The 16974-nt window shown below is 72.0% G+C and carries 13 protein-coding genes; 6 read left to right on the plus strand and 7 right to left on the minus strand.

Annotation, left to right across the window (positions count from 1 at the left end):
• Positions 1-7: 7 nt before the first annotated feature.
• Genes ACWDEW_RS18610 through ACWDEW_RS18630 form a run of 5 tightly spaced genes read right to left on the minus strand, consistent with a single transcriptional unit; the run spans position 8 to position 4702 of the window.
• On the minus strand, positions 8-928 hold the full coding sequence (locus ACWDEW_RS18610) for a PfkB family carbohydrate kinase (RefSeq protein ID WP_450514051.1): 921 nt from the start codon (positions 926-928) through the stop codon (positions 8-10).
• Positions 925-1929 (minus strand): ADP-ribosylglycohydrolase family protein, encoded by a 1005-nt coding sequence (locus tag ACWDEW_RS18615; RefSeq protein WP_450514052.1) that lies wholly within the window; start codon positions 1927-1929, stop codon positions 925-927. Before ACWDEW_RS18615 ends, ACWDEW_RS18610 begins: the two co-directional genes overlap by 4 nt.
• A 36-nt stretch (positions 1930-1965) precedes the next feature.
• The gene (locus ACWDEW_RS18620) at positions 1966-2673 is read right to left on the minus strand and encodes a GntR family transcriptional regulator (protein WP_450514053.1); all 708 of its coding nucleotides are present in this window, start codon (positions 2671-2673) and stop codon (positions 1966-1968) included.
• On the minus strand, positions 2670-3224 hold the full coding sequence (locus ACWDEW_RS18625) for a cysteine hydrolase family protein (protein WP_450514054.1): 555 nt from the start codon (positions 3222-3224) through the stop codon (positions 2670-2672). The genes ACWDEW_RS18620 and ACWDEW_RS18625 overlap by 4 nt, the downstream gene beginning before the upstream one ends.
• Positions 3221-4702, minus strand: a complete 1482-nt coding sequence (locus ACWDEW_RS18630) for a purine-cytosine permease family protein (RefSeq protein WP_450514055.1) — start codon at positions 4700-4702, stop codon at positions 3221-3223. The genes ACWDEW_RS18625 and ACWDEW_RS18630 overlap by 4 nt, the downstream gene beginning before the upstream one ends.
• A gap of 219 nt (positions 4703-4921) precedes the next feature.
• Here ACWDEW_RS18630 and ACWDEW_RS18635 point away from each other — a divergent pair, with 219 nt between their 5' ends.
• From ACWDEW_RS18635 to ACWDEW_RS18650, 4 genes are all read left to right on the plus strand, one after another.
• Positions 4922-6118, plus strand: a complete 1197-nt coding sequence (locus tag ACWDEW_RS18635; protein WP_450514056.1) for a cytochrome P450 — start codon at positions 4922-4924, stop codon at positions 6116-6118.
• A gap of 159 nt (positions 6119-6277) precedes the next feature.
• Positions 6278-7507, plus strand: coding sequence for a cytochrome P450 (locus ACWDEW_RS18640; protein ID WP_450514057.1), 1230 nt, complete (start codon positions 6278-6280; stop codon positions 7505-7507).
• A 126-nt stretch (positions 7508-7633) separates the two neighbouring features.
• Positions 7634-8416 carry a polysaccharide deacetylase family protein gene (locus ACWDEW_RS18645; RefSeq protein ID WP_450514058.1) on the plus strand — a complete coding sequence of 261 codons (783 nt, stop codon included), beginning with the start codon at positions 7634-7636 and terminating at the stop codon, positions 8414-8416.
• A 192-nt stretch (positions 8417-8608) separates the two neighbouring features.
• Entirely contained in the window at positions 8609-9268 is a 660-nt protein-coding gene (locus tag ACWDEW_RS18650; protein ID WP_450514059.1) for a YceI family protein, read from the plus strand.
• Here the strand turns inward: ACWDEW_RS18650 and ACWDEW_RS18655 are convergent.
• Positions 9246-10865 carry an amidohydrolase gene (locus ACWDEW_RS18655; RefSeq protein WP_450514060.1) on the minus strand — a complete coding sequence of 540 codons (1620 nt, stop codon included), beginning with the start codon at positions 10863-10865 and terminating at the stop codon, positions 9246-9248. The two genes, ACWDEW_RS18650 and ACWDEW_RS18655, sit on opposite strands and share 23 nt — an antisense overlap.
• Before the next feature lie 270 nt (positions 10866-11135).
• Between ACWDEW_RS18655 and ACWDEW_RS18660 the strand changes: the two genes are divergently transcribed.
• Both ACWDEW_RS18660 and ACWDEW_RS18665 read left to right on the plus strand, forming a co-directional pair.
• On the plus strand, positions 11136-14021 hold the full coding sequence (locus ACWDEW_RS18660; RefSeq protein ID WP_450514061.1) for an AAA family ATPase: 2886 nt from the start codon (positions 11136-11138) through the stop codon (positions 14019-14021).
• A 141-nt stretch (positions 14022-14162) separates the two neighbouring features.
• Positions 14163-15785 carry a S53 family peptidase gene (locus ACWDEW_RS18665; RefSeq protein ID WP_450514062.1) on the plus strand — a complete coding sequence of 541 codons (1623 nt, stop codon included), beginning with the start codon at positions 14163-14165 and terminating at the stop codon, positions 15783-15785.
• Positions 15786-15861: 76 nt separating this feature from the next.
• Here the strand turns inward: ACWDEW_RS18665 and paaE are convergent, their stop codons facing one another.
• A complete protein-coding gene (gene paaE, locus ACWDEW_RS18670; protein WP_450514063.1) occupies positions 15862-16965 on the minus strand; it encodes a 1,2-phenylacetyl-CoA epoxidase subunit PaaE in 1104 nt (367 codons plus the stop codon).
• Positions 16966-16974: the final 9 nt, after the last annotated feature.

Genomic DNA, 16974 nt, shown 5'->3' on the forward strand with positions numbered 1-16974 from the left:
ACGGGCGCTAGTTCAGAAACGCGTCCAGTCGTGCCGAGTCCGGCGCGGTCGCCGGGCCCGGTGCGGTGACCGCCAGGGCGGCACCCGCGTTGGCCCGGCGGGCGGCGGCCACTGGGTCAAGCCCCCGAGCCAGGGCGGCCATGAAGACACCGGTGTGCGCGTCGCCCGCGCCATTGAGGTCGACGGCGTCCACATCAAACCCCGGGACCTCGACAAAACGTCCGCCCTGGTGCACAAGACAGCCGCCGGGACCGGTGCGGACCACCACCGAGCCACGCCCCAGGCGGGATTGGAGGATGCGGGCGGCTCCGACCACATCATCGTCATCGATGCCGATGAGCAGCGCGGCTTCGCGGGCGTTGCAGCTCCACCAGTCGGCGCGGGCGAGCAGCAACTCCAGTGCGGCGCCCGGGATTTCGGCCGCCAGCGGGCCCGGATCCACGACCAGCGTGACGGCCGGGTCCAGTCGGGGCAGGAGGTCGAGCAGGGCAGCCCGGTTGCTGTCGTACAGCAGGCTGTATCCGGTGATGTACACCAAGTCGCCTGCACCGGGCCGGAGTTCGACAAGGTCGGCAGTGGCGAGGGTGGCCTCGGCACCGGGGCTGGTGACGAAGGTGCGCTCACCGCCCGCGTCGACCATGCAGACCACGAAGCCGGTGTCCGGTTCCGGGCGCGGGGCGAGCAGGGCGTCGACGCCCTCGGCGCGCAGCGCGGCACGGGCGCGGTCGCCGAAGGGCCCGGTGCCGTGGGCTCCGGCGTAGGTCACCGGGAGGCCCTGGCGGGCGGCGGCGGCCATGACGTTGAAGCCGCCGCCGGGGGTGCGTTCGGTGCGGGTGGCGAGGACGTCACCGCCGCGCTCGGGGAGGGCGGGCACATCCAGGACGAGGTCGACGACGACGTTGCCGAGGTGCCAGAGCCGCGCGCTCACGTCAGCTCCCGCAGGCCGAGCAGTGCCGCCGCCGTGGCGTCCAGATCCAGCGCCGGGTTGACGCGGACCAGCGTCTCCCGCGCGTCGGACGGGAAGGCGTCCACGCCGTGGCAGGCGCCGCCGACTGCGCCCGCGATCGCGGCGATCGTGTCGCAGTCGCCGCCGACGGATGCCGCGAGCAGTGCGGCCTGCCAGGGGTCGTCGGGGCAGGCCGCCAGGATGGCGAAGGCGGCCGGGACCGACTCCTGTGTGGCCAGGCTCGTCCCGACCAACGCGTAGACCCGCTCGCAGACTTGGGCCTCCGCGAGACCTCGCACCAGGCCGGTCGCCCATACGATCCGCTCGGCGACATCGGCGGCGGCCACCCAATGGCCCCGCCCCGCCGCCAACCGGGCCGCCGACACGGCCACTTCGACCGCCTCGGGAACCGACGCCCCGTCAACTCCCGCGCTCACGGCGGCGGCCACCGCTGCCGCACCGGCGAGGGCGACCCCGGTGTTGTGGGTGAGGCTGCTCGCCTCCACCACCCGGTCCACCAGAGCCGCCGGATCGGCGACCGGCATCGCGATGCCCACGGGGGCGATCCGCATCGCCGCGCCGTTGGTGGTGCCGTAGCGTCCCACCTCGTCGGCGGGGGTGCCGGCCAGGACCTGCTCCACGGCCCGCTTGGTGGACGGGCCGAGCAGGTCGAGGGAGCCCCGGGCTCGCATGTCGTCCTCCCAGGCGACCAGGCGCCGGGCGAGTTCCGCGGGGTCGATCCGGCCCTTGCCGTCTAGCAGCAACTGGGCCAGGAGCAGGGCCTGTTCGGTGTCGTCCGTGACCGCTCCGGCCGGCATTCCGGCGGCCAGCGGATGGTCGGGGTCGGCCGGGTGGAAGCCGGTGAGGAACGGGCCGTAGCGGGCGGTGATCTGTGGGTGGGACAGCATTTGGGTGGGCATGCCGAGGGCGTCGCCGAGGGCCAGTCCGTGGAGGGCTCCGGTGGCGCGGCTCTGGAGGGTCATGGGTACTTTCCGGTGCGGGTTCGCGGGTTCTGCGGTTCAGCCGAAGGCGAGGGTCAGTTGGAAGTGGTCGGGGTCGAGGAGGCTCACGACATGTTCGACGAAGGAGCCGTCGGCGGCCCGGCTGGTGCGGCGCGTGTCGAGGAACCAGTCCCCCGGTTCGCGGCGCAGCAGCTTTGCCTCCCGGCCGTCGATGCGCCGCCCGCTGACCCGCTGCTCGCCGTGGTCGGGCCGCAGCCCGGCCCGCAGCATCACATCGGTCAGCGACTCCTGGTCCAGGCCGCGGGACGGCAGCTCCCGTACCCCGGGCACGGGCGGCAGGAAGCTGCGCTCGTACGACACGACGACCCCGTCCGCGACCAGTTCCCGTATCCGCTCCACACACACGAACTCGATGGTTTTCAGGGTGAGTTGACGGGCCAGCTCCGCGTCCCGCCTGGCGTCCACCGCGAGCGTGCGGACCCGGGTGTCGATGCCCTGGGTGGCGAGCGCGTGGGCCCAGCCGAGGCTGTCGTCCAGCGGGCGGCCGTCGAAGAGGACGTAGGAGCCCTTGCCGGTGCGGGTGGCGATCAGGCCGGCCTGGCTGAGTTCGGCGAGGGCCGCACGGACGGTCGTACGGCTGACGCCGAAGCGTTGGGCCAGGGCGTGTTCGCCGGGGAGTTGCTCGCCGGCGGGGCGGTGGCCGCTGCGGATCTCCTTGGCAAGGACCTCGGTGATGCGCTGGTGTTTGAGCCGGACGCCGGTCATGACGCCGCCCCGACCGCCTCGGCGACCGTGACCACCCGGATCAGGGGGCGGTAGAGGTCCATCACGTGCAGGGCCTTGGCGTGGGAGTCGTCGTCCACGCCCGCGCAGGCATCGGCGACGACCAGTACCTCGACTCCCGCGTCGGCCGCGGCGAGGGCGGTGGACAGGACGCAGCAGTCGGTGCTGACGCCCGCGAGGACGAGGCGGCCGGTGGGGGCGACGCGTCCGGCGAGGGCCGGGGTCCACTTGCCGAAGGTGGGTGCGTCCACCAAATGCCTTGCCCGGGCGGCGAATTCGTCGGTCAGGTGCCAGAGCGGAGCGTCCGGTGGCTGGAGGGCGAAGGGCCACTGGTCGTAATAGACCTGCCAGGCGCCCTCGGGTTTCTCGGGGGCCAGGAAGCGGGTGAAGGTGACGTCCTCCCCGAAGGCCGGCAGCAGGCGTCGCACACCTGCCGCCGCCTCCTCGAAGCGGGGTGTGGCCCAGGGACTGTCGGGTTCGGCGAAGACGCGCTGCATGTCGATGACGGCGAGGTGGCCGGGTGCGGTGGTCATACGGCGGGCACCGCCTCGGGGCTGGCGGCCTGCTGCTCCTGGCGCCGGATGCGGCCGCGGCCCAGGGCGAGGGTGCCGAGGAAGCCGAGGGCGAGGGCGGCCAGGACGCCGAGGTTGGCGTAGGCCCAGGCGCCGGACTTGCCGCCGAGGCCGAGCGGGTCGAGGAGGTAGCCCTGCCAAGTGAGCCAGCTGGCGGCCGTGTTGGTGACCAGGCCCCAGCCGATCGCGGTGGCGGCGAGGGTGAGGAGGAGGGGCGTGAGCGGTACGTCGCCGTAGCGGCCGTTCGGACGGAAGAGGTCGCCCTCGTCGTAGTCGCGGCGGCGCAGGGCGAGGTCGGCGAGCATGATGCCGCACCATGCGGCGATGGGGACGCCGAGGGTGGTGAGGAAGCCCATGAACTGGCCGAGGAAGTTGTCGGCGAAGAAGACGATGTAGATGGAGCCCGCGATCATCAGGACGCCGTCGACGAGCGCGGCGAGATAGCGCGGCACCCGCAGGCCCGCGGAGAGGAGGGCGAGGCCGGACGAGTAGATGTCGAGGACCGCGCCGCCGACCAGGCCGAGGACGGCGACCACGGCGAACGGGACCAGGAACCAGGTGGGCAGGATCGTCGTCAGCGCGCCGATCGGGTCGGCGGCGATCGCCTTGTTGAGCGTGCTGGAGGAACCGGCGAGCAGCAGGCCGAAGACCAGCAGGAGCAGCGGGGCGACGGAGGCGCCGAAAGTGGTCCAGCCGATCACGCCTCTGCTGGACGAACTCCGGGGCAGATAGCGGGAGTAGTCGGCGGCGGCGTTGACCCAGCCGAGGCCGAAGCCGGTCATCATGAACACCAGCGCGCCGATGAACTCCTGGGCGGAGCCCGCCGGTAGGGCACTGACCGTGCTCCAGTGGATGTGGTCGGCGACGAGGGCGATGTAGACGACGGTGAGCACGGCGGTGACCACGGTGATCACCGTCTGGAGCCGCATGATCAGGTCGAAGCCCATGACTCCGCCGACGACGATGAGCGCGCCGACGATGATCAGCGCGACCACCTTGGTCTCGGTGCCGCCGCCCCAGCTGAGCCGGTCGAAGACGGTCGCCGTGGCCATCGTGGCGAGCGCGGTGAGGACGGTCTCCCAGCCGACGGTGAGGATCCAGGAGATCACCGACGGCAGCCGGTTGCCGCGCACTCCGTAGGCGGCGCGGCTGAGCACCATCGTGGGCGCGGAGCCGCGCTTGCCCGCGACCGCGATGAAGCCGCAGAGCAGGAAGGAGAAGACGATGCCGATGACACCGGCGATCAGCGCCTGCCAGAAGGAGATCCCGAAGCCGAGCGCGAAGGCGCCGTAGCTCAGTCCGAGGATGGAGACGTTGGCCCCGAACCAGGGCCAGAACAGCGTGCGAGGGGTGCCTTTGCGCTCGGCGTCGCCGATCACATCGAGGCCGTGGGTCTCGACCTGAAGCTGCCGGGACTGGGAAGTCTGGGAGTCCGCCATCGTCGACCTACCTGTCTAGACGTGTTCAGTCGAGGCTAGGTGCGGTGGTGAGGGCCGTCAAGAGGAGAGGGCGGTGGAGCGGAGGACACTCCGCCGTTCCGCTCAACGGCACGGCACGCGACAGGGCGCCGGGCGGTCCGCAGGCTGGTTCTGTCGGTCGGGCGTCGCAGGTACCGCACCTGATGTGCCGCGCTTCCGCGTTCTCGAAGGAGGGCAACCATGGAGTCGTCCACGACGCGTCAGGGGCACGGTGAGCCCGCCCGCACTCCCCGCGGCACCGCCCCCCGCGTCCGCGACCCCCTCGCCCTGCTGACGGCGGAGTTCGACGGCGTGCACGACGTGTGGCGCTCGGCCGCGGGCACGGTGTGTGTGGCGGGTCCGGAGCAGGCCCGGGCGGTGCTCGGCAACCGGGACGGGGCCGTAGCCGAGGCGGCCGATTTCTACCGCACCCGGCACGGCGACTTCGGCCCCCGTGCGGCACAGATCCGGATCGGCCGGGCGGGCCGCGCACTGATCCGCCGTCATCTGGACGCGCGGCGGCCGGAGTTGCCCGCCCTGGTCGCCGAACACCTTGTCCCCAGCAGTCTTTGGCCGGACGCGGGGAACCTGCTCGTGTTCCGGCATCTGCGGGACATCCTGCTGCACGAGGACGCCTCGTCCCAACTCCACGCCACCGTCGGGCAGATCGTCCACCGGGCGGTCCTTGCGGGCGCGCGGCGCCGGCACTCGCCGCCCTCGCGGCTGCTCTTCCGGCGTCGCGCGCTGGGCGTGCTGCACGCCGAAATACGGTCCAGGCAAAGGGAGTTCGGCACTCTCCACGAGCCGCGCGACCTTCTCGACGTGGTGGTGCGGGAGAGCGAGCCGGGGTCGGATCCGAAGGACCTCGCCGAGGTCTATCTCTCCTTCCTGTTCGCCGCCGTGGGCTCGGTCGGCTTCGCCCTCGGGTGGACGGTGCATCTTCTCGGCACCCATCCCGACCGCCTTGCCATGGAGCCGAGTTGGACGGTCCGGGAGGCGCTGCGGCTGTGGCCGGTGGCGTGGCTGTTCGCGCGGACGCCGAGCCATGTGCAGGAACTCGGCGGGACGGAGGTCGGCCCGCGCGACCGCCTCGCCGTCTGCACCTATCTGGTGCACCGGCATCCCGGGCACTGGGAGCGGCCGGACGAGTTCGTACCGGAACGCTGGGCGGCGCCCGTGCCGGACGGGGCGTACCTCCCGTTCGGTCACGGGCCGCACACCTGCGCCGGGGCGACCGTCACCATGCGGCTCCTCGAAGACCTCGTCGGCATCATCACCCGTGACCGGTGGCTTTCGGTCACCCACGACGGCGCCGGTCCCCAGGTGGGCCCGGCGCTCGCTCCACCGCGTTTCACCGCGGTGCTGAGCGACCGCACCGGCTGTCCCGGAAGGAGGTGAACGCGCATGCGCGCCCTGTATCGCAAGACCAAGTCGGTCCTCAACGTCCGAGGCTCCTACGGCTACTTCTGGTACCTGTACCACCACATCTGACCGGACCGGCGCGGGGAACCGTCCGAGCGGCCGGCTCCCCGCGCCCCCACGAGGGGAGCGCCCTCCATGACCACCCCGCAGCACCCCGAGGACTTCCTGCACGCCATGCGGACGCGCAGCGCGGCCGAGGACGGGATCTTCTGGGTCGACGACATCCGGCTCGGCGTGTTCGAGCCGGAGGCGGCGCGACGGGTCAGCGCCACGAACTGGCACCGGTTCGTGATGAACGACCGGCTGGTCGACATGGTGCGCCGGCGGCGCAGTCCCGAGGTGCGGTGGAGCCAGGTCCGTTCCGCCTGGCTCACCCAGTTGCACGCGCTGGCCACCGCGGAGCACCACGGCGGGCTGATCGACCGGATGGAGCGGATCATCGACGCGCGGCTGGGCGAGGACGTGGACCTGGTCATGCTCACCCAGGACGTGGCGCTGCGGTCCCTGCTGCCGGTCGCGCTGTCCGGTCTCACCGCCGGCGAGGCCGATCTCGTGCGCCGGGACCTGGAGATGAAGCTGCAGCGGCTCGTCGCGCCCGCGCCGGGCGGGGTGCGGCACCGACTGCGGTTCGTCACGGTCCAGTTGCGGTCCGGGCTGGTCGTGCGCCGGGTGCTGCGGCAGCGCGCGAGCGGCAGGCGGAGGCGTGAGCCGGATCTCGCCGATCCGTTCGTCGACCTGCTGCCCCAACTCGGTATGGACCGTGCGCTGGATGTGGTGACCACCGTGCTCACCGCGATCGGCGGCCCGCCGGGCACCGCCGCCGCGAGTCTGCTGTACGAGTTCGTCCGGCACCCCGAGTGGCAGCGCCGGCTGGCCGACGAACTGTGCGCGGTGGACCCGGTGGAGTTCCGCACGGCACCCACGCACGCGGCTCCGGTGACCCACCGGTTCGTCAAGGAGGTGCTGCGGCTGTGGAGTCCGCCGCTGCTCCTGGTCCGGCACAACAACCACGTCTTCGACTTCGGCAAGACCCGGCTGGAGCCCGGCGACTGGTATCTGCTGAGCCCGCATCTGATCCACCGTGACGAACGCGTCTGGAAGCGGCCCGACGTCTTCGACCCGGACCGCTTCCTTCCCGGAGCGCCGCACGGTCCGGCCGACCGCAACTGCTACGTGCCGTTCGGCTGGGCGCCCAAGAAGTGTGTCGGCGCCGCCATCGGCACCGTCCAACTGATGGCCCTCTGCCACCTGTTGTGCACCCGCTACCGACTGACCGTCGACCACCCCGAGGACCTCACGATGGCCCTCCGCTTCGCTCCGATCCCGGAGAACTTCCGCGGCCGACTCGCCCTGCGCCGACCGTGATCGCCCTCCGCCGACCTCGAACTCCCGGAAAATTGTCCGTACTCCGTAACAGCGGGATCCCTTCGCTCGTTTATACCGTCCTGACGAATGCACGGAGCGGACAACAGGACAGGGAACAGGGCGGACATGGCACGTCATGGCGGGCGGGGTTGGTACGGCCGGGTACTCGCGGCGGCGGTCGGTGTGACGGCGGTGGCGGCGGCCACCTCCATATGGACCGCGCAGGCCGGTGTGGTCGACGCGCAGCGGGGCGGGGCCAATGGGCGTCCCGGCGCCTCCAGTTCGGCACCGGCCCGGGTGGCGGCCGTGTCGGCGGAGATCGTGCACGCCTCCGACAAGGGCGCGCGCGGCGTCAACATCACCATCGACGACGGGCCGGACCCCACCTGGACACCGCAGGTGCTCCACGTGCTCAAGGAGTACGGGGTGAAGGCCACCTTCTGCATGGTCGGCCCGCAGGCCGAGGCCCACCCGGACCTGGTCAAGGCGGTGGTGGCGGCCGGGCACAGGCTGTGCGACCACTCGGTGTCGCACGACACCACCATGGACAAGAAGTCCGAGTCCTACCAGAAGCAGGAGATCCTGAACGCCGCCGCCATGATCACCAAGGCCTCCGGGGGCGTACGGCCGCTGTACTACCGGGCGCCGGGCGGCGCGTTCACGCCGTACAGCCGTCATCTCGCCGCCGCGCAGGGCATGCGCCCGCTGGGGTGGAACGTCGACTCCAAGGACTTCGAACTCCCCGGCACCGGCACCATCGTCACCACCGTCAAGAGCGAACTGCCCAACGGGCCGACCGTCCTGTTCCACGACGCGGGCGGCGACCGCTCCGAGACCGTGGCCGCGCTGCGCGAGATCCTGCCGTGGCTGAAGCAGCAGGGCTATTCGTTCGGTTTCCCGGTGCGCTGAACACCGCGTCGGGCGCGGGTGGAACGATGCGCCGAATTGACGGTCGTCGTTTTTCGGATGGCGAATATGTGTGGGAAATGTGGAACGGCCGACGAGGTGGCGGTATTTAAGCGTGTCAGTGCCGATTCGCACTGCTGTCGATTCGCCATGAAGGGTTGCGGCGATATCACCCGTGCAGTAACTACGTGAAGCATGAACCTGTTCAACCGTGCTGCGCCCCTCCGCCGCCCGGCGCCCCCCACAGCTCCGCAACGCCCCGCCGCCCCACCGGCTTCCACCCCCTCCGGCCTGCCCGATCCCGCCCTGGCGGCGCTGACCGGAGAGTGGATGATCGACCCCGCGCACAGTCGGATCGGTTTCTCCGTCCGGCACGCCATGGTGACGACCGTGCGCGGGTCCTTCGCCGAATACAAAAGCCGGCTCTACTTCGACGGCCGCAACCCGGCCCGTTCGCGGGCGGAGATCGTGGTGTCCACCGGCAGTGTCGACACCGGCGTGGAACAGCGCGACGCCCACTTGGTGGGCCGGGACTTCCTGGACTCCGCGACCTACCCACGCATGCGCTTCGCCAGTAACGCGGTGCAGATGTCTGGCAACGATGTCTACCGGATGCTCGGCGACCTCACCATCAAGGACACCACACGCCCCGTCGTCCTGGAACTCACCTACATCGGACATGTCACCGACCCGTTCGGTGTAGAACGGGTCGGTTTCGACGGCACCACCACGATCGACCGTTCCGACTGGGGCCTGACCTACAACTCACGGCTCGCCGAGGGCGGTGCCATGGTGAGCGAGAAGGTACGGCTCCAGTTCGACATCGCCGCGATCAGGACGATGCCGGCCGGGTGACGAGACCGCCGCCCACGAACGTGTGCAGGGGGTTCAGACCGCGCAGGGCGTCGCTCGGGCAGCGGGCGGGGTCCTGTTCCCAGACGGTGAGGTCCGCCAGGCGGCCCGGGCTGAGCGTGCCGCGCAGGTTCTGGTCGCCGCACAGCAGCGCCGCGTTGGCGGTGTGCAGAGTGAGGGCCTCGTCGTAGGTGATGGCGTGCTCGGGGCCCTTGGGGCCGATGACGGTCTGGCGGGTGATCATGCCGTGGACCGAGCGCATGGCACCGAACTGGCCGACGGGGAAGTCCGATCCGGCGCTCACCTGGGCGCCCAGGTCGACCCAGCCGCGGGCGGGGAAGAGCCGGGCGACGCGCTCCGATCCCCAGAAGCCCTCCGCGACCTCGGCGGTGTCGTGCAGCAGGGGCTGCTGGATGGTGACGGGGATGCCCAACTCGACGGCGCGGGCGCGCTGTTCGGGCCCGGCCAGACCACCGTGCTCCATGACCAGCGTGCCGGCGGGCAGTCCGGGGTTGCGGGAGAGGACCCGCTCGTAGACGTCCAGGAGGGTGCGGACCGCGCGGTCGCCGTAGGCGTGGGTGCCGACCCGCCAGCCGCGCCGGACCACGGCCTCGACGGCCTCCGCCAGCGCGTCCGGCTCCCAGGTCAGCGTCCCAAAGAAGGCGTGGTCACAGGCGTACGGCTCCTCGGTCGCCCCGGCCTCCAGGCCGCCGTCGAGCCCGAACTTCACGCCCCACACGCGCAGCCACGGGTCGGAGTCGTCGAGCCACTTCTCCATGGCGTCGAGCAGGTCCTCCACCTGGGCCGCGTCGGTCATGCCGAGCGCCGAGATCAGGGCACTCACCCGGATGCCGAGCGCCCCGGCCTCGCGGGCTGCCGGCAGCACGGCGTAGTCCTCCAGGCCGACCGCGCAGTCGCGCACGGTGCCGATCCCGGTGGCGGCGTACTGGGCGGTGGCCAGCCGCAGCCCCTCGATCCGTCCGGCCCGTTCCGGGGCCGGGACCAGGCGCTCCACCGGGCTCAGGGCGTTGTCGATCAGCCGCCCGTCCAGTCGGCCGTCGGCGTCGCGGCCGATGACGCCGCCCGGCGGTACGGGGGTGTCCTCGGTGATGCCGGCCAGGCGCAGCGCGTAGTTGTTGACGACGTCGTTGTGGCCGCCGCGCTTGACCAGGACGGGGTGCCGGTCGGTGGCCGTGTCGAGTTCGGCGGCGGTGGGCATGCGGCGCTCGGCGAGGTTGAGTTCCTGCCAGTTGGTGGTGGTGCGGATCCACTCGCCCTCGGGGGTCGTCTTCGCCCGCTCCCGGATCAGCTCCAGGAACTCGGGGATGTCGTGGGCTTGGTGCACCGGGACGTCCTGAGCGCCGAGCGCGGCGTAGATCAGGTGGGTGTGGGTGTCGTCGAAGGCGGGCAGCACGGTGGCGCCGGGCAGGTCGTGCACGGTGGTGTGCGGACGCAGCAGGTGGTCGAGTCCGTCGGGCTCGGGCGAGAGGGCCGTGATGCGGTCGCCGCGCACGGCCGGCGCCCGCTGCGGGGCCTGTCCGGGTACCAGCGTGTGGATCGCCCCGGCCCGGATCACCAGATCGGCTCCGTGATCAGTCATCGTTCTCTCCCACTTCCTCGGTGCATCCGCTGACCAGGCTTTTGTACGGACGATCGGCCGATCGGCGCACTTTCGGCGGGTTCTGTCGCAGGAAACACGCCACGAAAGCCGCCCGAATCGGAGATCATGCGCCAATCCATCGGCACATCTCGTCCACCACTCGGGACCGTCATTGACAAGGCGATTCCGCAACGGTTGTCATGAACACATGCCGAACTGCCCGGAAACCCGCCGCACGCACCGACCCGCCCGCCCCGCCGTGGCGCGGAAGTGCGGTCGTTGACCGGGCACCGCGCGCTGATCGGCACCGCCCGCACCGAGTTGACGGACCGTCAGGGAGTGCTGCTCCACGGCCCTGCGGGGACGGGCAAGTCCGTGCTCGTGGCCGCCCTCCTGGCGTCCTCGGACGCCCATGTCCGGCCGTCCGGAACGGTGTTGCACTGCTCGCCCGCCGAGGAGGACGCCCGGCTGCCGTTCGCCGGTCTTGTCGACCTGTTCGCACGCGTGCCGGAGAGCTGCCTGGACGCCCTGGCACCCGAACCCCAAGGGGCTTTGCGGGCCGCCCTGTTGCGCGGCGAGGTACCGGCCGGCGACCGTGACCGGCTCGCCGTCCGGGTCGCCGTTCTCGAAGTGCTGCGCGCCCTCGCCGCCACCGGCCCGGTGCTGCTTGTCCTCGACGGCCTCCAGTGGCTCGACGAGGAGACCGTCGAGGTGCTCGCCTACGTCGTACGTCGTGTCGGGGGCCTTGACGTAAAAGTGGTGGCCGCCGAGCGGGTGGCGGACGGCGAGCAGCCCGGACGACCGCGCTGCTGCCCGCCCGGCACCGTCGAACTGCCCGTGCCCCCACTGACGGACGACGAGGTGGCGCGGCTGCTGCCCGCCGACCTGCCACCGGCGGTGCTGCGGGCCGTCCAGGACACGGCCGCCGGAAACCCCTGGTACGCCCTGGAGTTGGGGCGGGCGGCCCCGCGCGACGCGGCGGCCGTCGGCCTCGGCCGGACGCTGCCGGTGCCGCACCGGCTGCGCACCCTGCTGCTGGAGCGGGTGCACACTCTGCCGGAGAGCACGCGCCACGCGCTCCTCGTCATGAGCGCCGCCGCCCGCCCCACTCTCACGCTGCTGCGCGCCACCGGGTTCACCGATCCGGCCGCCGACCTGGCCCGGACCGAACGGCTCGATGTCGCGACGGCCGACGCCCACGGGACCGTACATTTCCGGCATCCGCTGCTCCGGGCCGCAGTCTACGCCGATGCTCCGGAGTACGGCCGCCGGCAGGCGCACGCGCTTCTGGCCGACGCGGTCGCCGATCCCGTGGAGCGGGCCCGGCATCTCGCGCTCGCCCGTCCCCACGAGGACGAGACCACCGCCCGCACCCTGCTGGCCGCCGCCGAATGCGCCCGCCGCGACGGCTCACCCGACGCCGCCTCCGAGCTGGCCGGGCTCGCCGCCCTGCGCACTCCCGGCGACCGGCCCGTCGAGCGCGCCGACCGGCTGCTGGCGGCGGCCGAATACGCCTGTGACGCCGGGCAGTTGGAGGACGCGGGGCAGTCGGCCGAGACCGTCCTCGCCGGTTCGGGTTCGGCCCGGCAACGGGTGCGGGCCCGGCTGGTCCTGCTCCGCAACGCCGGTCAGGCCCTGCACGGCACCCACGCGCTGATCGAGGAAGGACTCCGGGACGCGGCCGGCGACCCGGAGGCGGAGGCATGGCTGCACCACTGGGCGGCGGTACGGGGCTTGCTGTGCGGGGAGTTGGCAGCGGCGGCCCGGCATGCACAGCGCGCCGCCCGACAAGCGGCCGTGGCCGGTGACACCGACACACGCATCGGGGCGCTCGCGACCCTCGCCCGGGTGCGTTCGCTGGGCGGTGAACCGGTCGCCGCCGACGCCGCGTTGGCGGAGGCCCTCGCACTGACCGGCGGCGCGGGCGCCGGACCGGAGAGCTGGGGACTGATCCGGATGCGCGCGATCCTCGCCCTGGACTCCGACAAGGTCACCGAGGCACAGGAGAGGGTCGCTCAACTCCTCATGAAGATCGGGGAGTTCGCCGGGGTCGAGGAGGTCATGGCGACCCTGGTCGCGCTGACCCGCATCCAGGTGCGCGCCGGGCACTGCCGGGAGGCGCTGACCACCGCCGCCCGCTGCACCCGTGCCGTGGCCGAGACCGGCGTACAGGCCGCTCCGGCGCTGTACGCGGCGGCGCTCGCGGCGACCGCGGGCGGCAATGCCGACGAGGCCCGGGAGTTGGCCGGGCAGGCGGTGCGGGCCTCGGAGGCGGACGGCGACCGGCTGTTCCTGCTGCGCGCCCTCGCGGTGCTGGGGCAGGCCGAGTTGCTGGCCGGCGATCCGCGCGGGGCGGCCACGGCGGTCGAGGCACTTCAACGCGTCAAGGAACTCGGCGAGGCGATGTCGGCCGCCGACCCGCCCCTGCTGCACTGGTACAGCGATCTGGCCGAAGCCCTGGTCGTGCTCGGCGAGACGGAAGAGGCCGGGGCGGTGCTGCGCGAAGCCCGCACCCGGGTGTCCGGCGACGCGCCCGGCAGCGTACTGGCGGCCCTGGAACGGGCGGAGGGGCTGCGCGAAGCCGGGCTCGGCCGGGCGAAGGAGGGGGCGGTACGGCTGCGCACCGCCGTGGAGCGACTGCGTCAACTCCCGTTGCCCATAGAGCTGGTACGCACCCTCATCTCGCTCGGCGCGGTCGAGCGCAGGGCCCGCCACCGCAACGCGGCCCGCACCGCGCTCGGTGAGGCGCTGGAGACCGCGACCCGTATCGGTGCCGCTCCGCTGGCGGCGCGGGCGGGCGACGAACTCGCCCGGCTGGAGGCCGGCGACCGGGACGGCGAGGGGCGGCCCGAACTCACGCCGACAGAAGCGCGGGTGGCGGAACTGGTCGGCGGCGGGGCCACCAACAGGGAGGTCGCCGCCGAGCTGTTCATCAGCGTCAAGACGGTCGAGGGCACCCTGTCCCGGGTCTACCGCAAGGTCGGCGTCCGCTCGCGCACCGCGCTCGCCCATGCCATGGCGGTCGCCGTCATCGCGTCCGGAGCGGCGACCGTGAGCGTCGGCGACGACGACCAACAGCAGTCCACCGCACAGGCCGTGACGATCAGTCAGCCGGGGCGGGTGCGGACTGCCCGCACGCTCGACACCCGGCGCTGACCTGTCATCCACGGTTCATGTGACACCCGCAGTTAACACGTGACGCAAGGGTTCCCCCGCTTATGCGGGTGGGGCCGCTGTTCCTACGGTGAAGCCGTTCCGCTTCCGGGACAGCAACCCCCCACTCCTCGGAGGACCTCCGTGACGTCACGTCTGAAGCTGGTCGGCCTCGTCGCCGTACCGGCCCTGCTCGCCGCCGCCGTCCCCAGCGCCTACGCCGCCGTCCAGCCGCACGCGACTCGCGCCGCCGTCGCGGGAGACGTCCTCAAGGGACTGAACCACGATGCGTCCCGCACCGGCGCCGTCGCGGCCGGCAAGCGCATATCGGTGGCCATCAGCCTGACGCCGAGAAACGACAAGGCGCTCGACACGTTCGTGGCCGACGTCAGCAATCCGCGGTCGAGCTCGTACGGCCACTATCTGACGAAGGCCCAGTTCGCGGCCCGGTTCGGCCGGACCGACGCCGAGGTCAAGCAGATCAAGGACTTCCTGCGGGCCCAGGGTCTGACCGTCGGCAAGGTCCACTCGGGGAACCTGCTGGTCGACGCCAGCGGCACCGCGGCCCAGCTGGAGAAGGCGTTCGGCACCAAGCTGTCGACGTGGAAGGACGCCAAGTCGGGCCGCGCGTTCTACGCCAACGAGACCGCGCCGACCCTGCCGACCGGCATCGCCGGCCTGGTCAGCGACGTGACCGGTCTCAACAACCGCGCCCAGCTGCACCACGAGGGGTCCGCCAGGGTCAACCCGCACAACGGCCCCGGCGGCGGTTACACCCCGGCCCAGATCAAGGGCGGCTACAACGTCTCCGGCACGTACACCGGCAGCGGCCAGAAGATCGCGCTGCTGGAGTTCGACGGCTTCCAGCAGTCCAACATCACCAAGTACGACACCAACTACAGCCTGGGCTCCCCCACTCCGACCGTGTCCAAGGTGGACGGCGGTTCCGGCGCCCTGGGTGACGGTCAGGTCGAGGTCGAGCTCGACATCGAGGTCCTGCACGCGATCGCCCCGAAGGCCAACGTCACCGTCTTCGAGGGCCCCAACTCCGACGCCGGTGAGGTCGACACCTACCAGGCGATCGTCGACAGCGGCATCCCGACCACCTCGATCAGCTGGGGTGCCTCCGAGAGCCAGCGCACCACCTCCAACATCAACGCCGTGGACGCCGTCTTCAAGGCGGGCGCGGCCGAGGGCCTCGGCTTCTACGCGGCCTCCGGCGACGACGGCTCGGACGACGCGGGCGACGGCACCACCACCGTCGACTACCCGGCTAGCGACCCGTATGTCACCGGTGTCGGCGGCACGACGCTGACCGTGACCTCCGCCAACGCGTGGAGCAAGGAGACGGCCTGGTCGGGCGGTGGCGGCGGCAAGTCCTCCGTCTTCAAGATCCCGAGCTGGCAGACCGCGGTGCAGAAGACCGCGGGCGGCGGCTACCGCCAGGTCCCGGACGTGTCGGCGCTCGCGAACCCGAGCCCCGGTGTCTCGATCTACTCGCAGGGCAGCTGGGGCACCGTCGGCGGCACCAGCGCCGCCGCGCCCGAGTGGGCGGCGTTCGGCGCGCTCTACAACCAGCAGGCCGCGGCGGCCGGCAAGGCCAACCTCGGCTTCGCCAACCCCGCGCTCTACACGGCGAGCGGCACCGGCTTCCACGACATCACCAGCGGCAGCAACGGCGCCTACTCCGCGGCCAGCGGCTGGGACTTCACCACCGGCTGGGGTTCGTACAACGCCGCGACCCTGGCGGCCAAGCTCCTCGGCTGACAGCCGGTAGCCGGATGAGTTGACCGAAGAGGGGGCCGGGATCCCTCCCGGCCCCCTCTTCACGTCCGTCGAAGTGTCAGCTGTCGTAGTCGACGGCGAGGGTGTCGGACACCGGGAAGGTCTGGCAGGTGAGGACGTAACCGGCGTCCACCTCGGCGGGTTCGAGGGCGTAGTTGCGCCGCATGTCCGCCGTGCCGTCGGTGACCAGCGCGCGGCAGGTGCCGCAGACGCCGCCCTTGCAGGCGAAGGGCAGGTCGGGCCGGTTCTTCTGGGCGCCGTCGAGGATCGAACTGTCCTTGGGGAGCTCCGAGTTGGTGGTGCGGCCGTCGAGCGTGACGCTCACCTGGCTGACGGGACCGGTATAGGCCTTGTCGACGTGCTCGTTCGGGCGGACGGGCTCGTCGTCGGCGTAGAACAGCTCTTGGTGGACGCGTTCAGCCGGGACGCCGAGTCCGCCGAGGACCCGCTGGGCGTCGCGGACCATGCCGTGCGGGCCGCACAGCCACCAGTGGTCGGCGGTGTCCACGTCCACGAGGGCGTCGACGAGCGTGGTGAGCCGGTCGGCGTCGAGGCGGCCGGAGAGGACCTCCGCCTCGCGCGGTTCGCGGGACAGGATGTGCGCGAGCTGGAAGCGGCCGGGGTACAGGTCCTTCAGGTCGGCGAGGTCGTCGGCGAACATCACGGTGTCGGAGCGCCGGTTGCCGTAGAAGAGCGTGACGCGGGAGCGGGTGTCGGCGGCGAGGACGGATTCCGCGATGGACAGCATCGGGGTGATGCCGGAGCCGGCGGCGATCAGGACGTGGTGGCCGGGACGGGTGAGGTCGGGGGTGAAAGCGCCGGTCGGAGCCATCACCTCGACGGTGTCTCCTGGGCGTACCTCGTTGACCAGCCAGGAAGAGAACAGGCCGCCGGGGACGACCCGGACGCCGATGCGCGGGCGCGCTCCCGCCGGGGAGCAGATGGAGTACGAGCGGCGCTCGTCGCGGCCCTCGACCTCGCGGCGGAGCGTCAGCGACTGGCCCGGCCGGTACGCGAACTCCTCTGCCAGGTGCTCGGGGATGTCGAAGCCGATGGCGGCGGCGTCCTCGCACAGCGGCTCGACGGCGGCGACCCGCAGGGCGTGGAAGGCGGGGCGGCGGCGCGCCGGACGGGCGGGCGTGGTGGGGGCCGGGGCGGTCACTGGTCCACC

It is taken from the genome of Streptomyces sp. NPDC001100, from assembly GCF_053598575.1.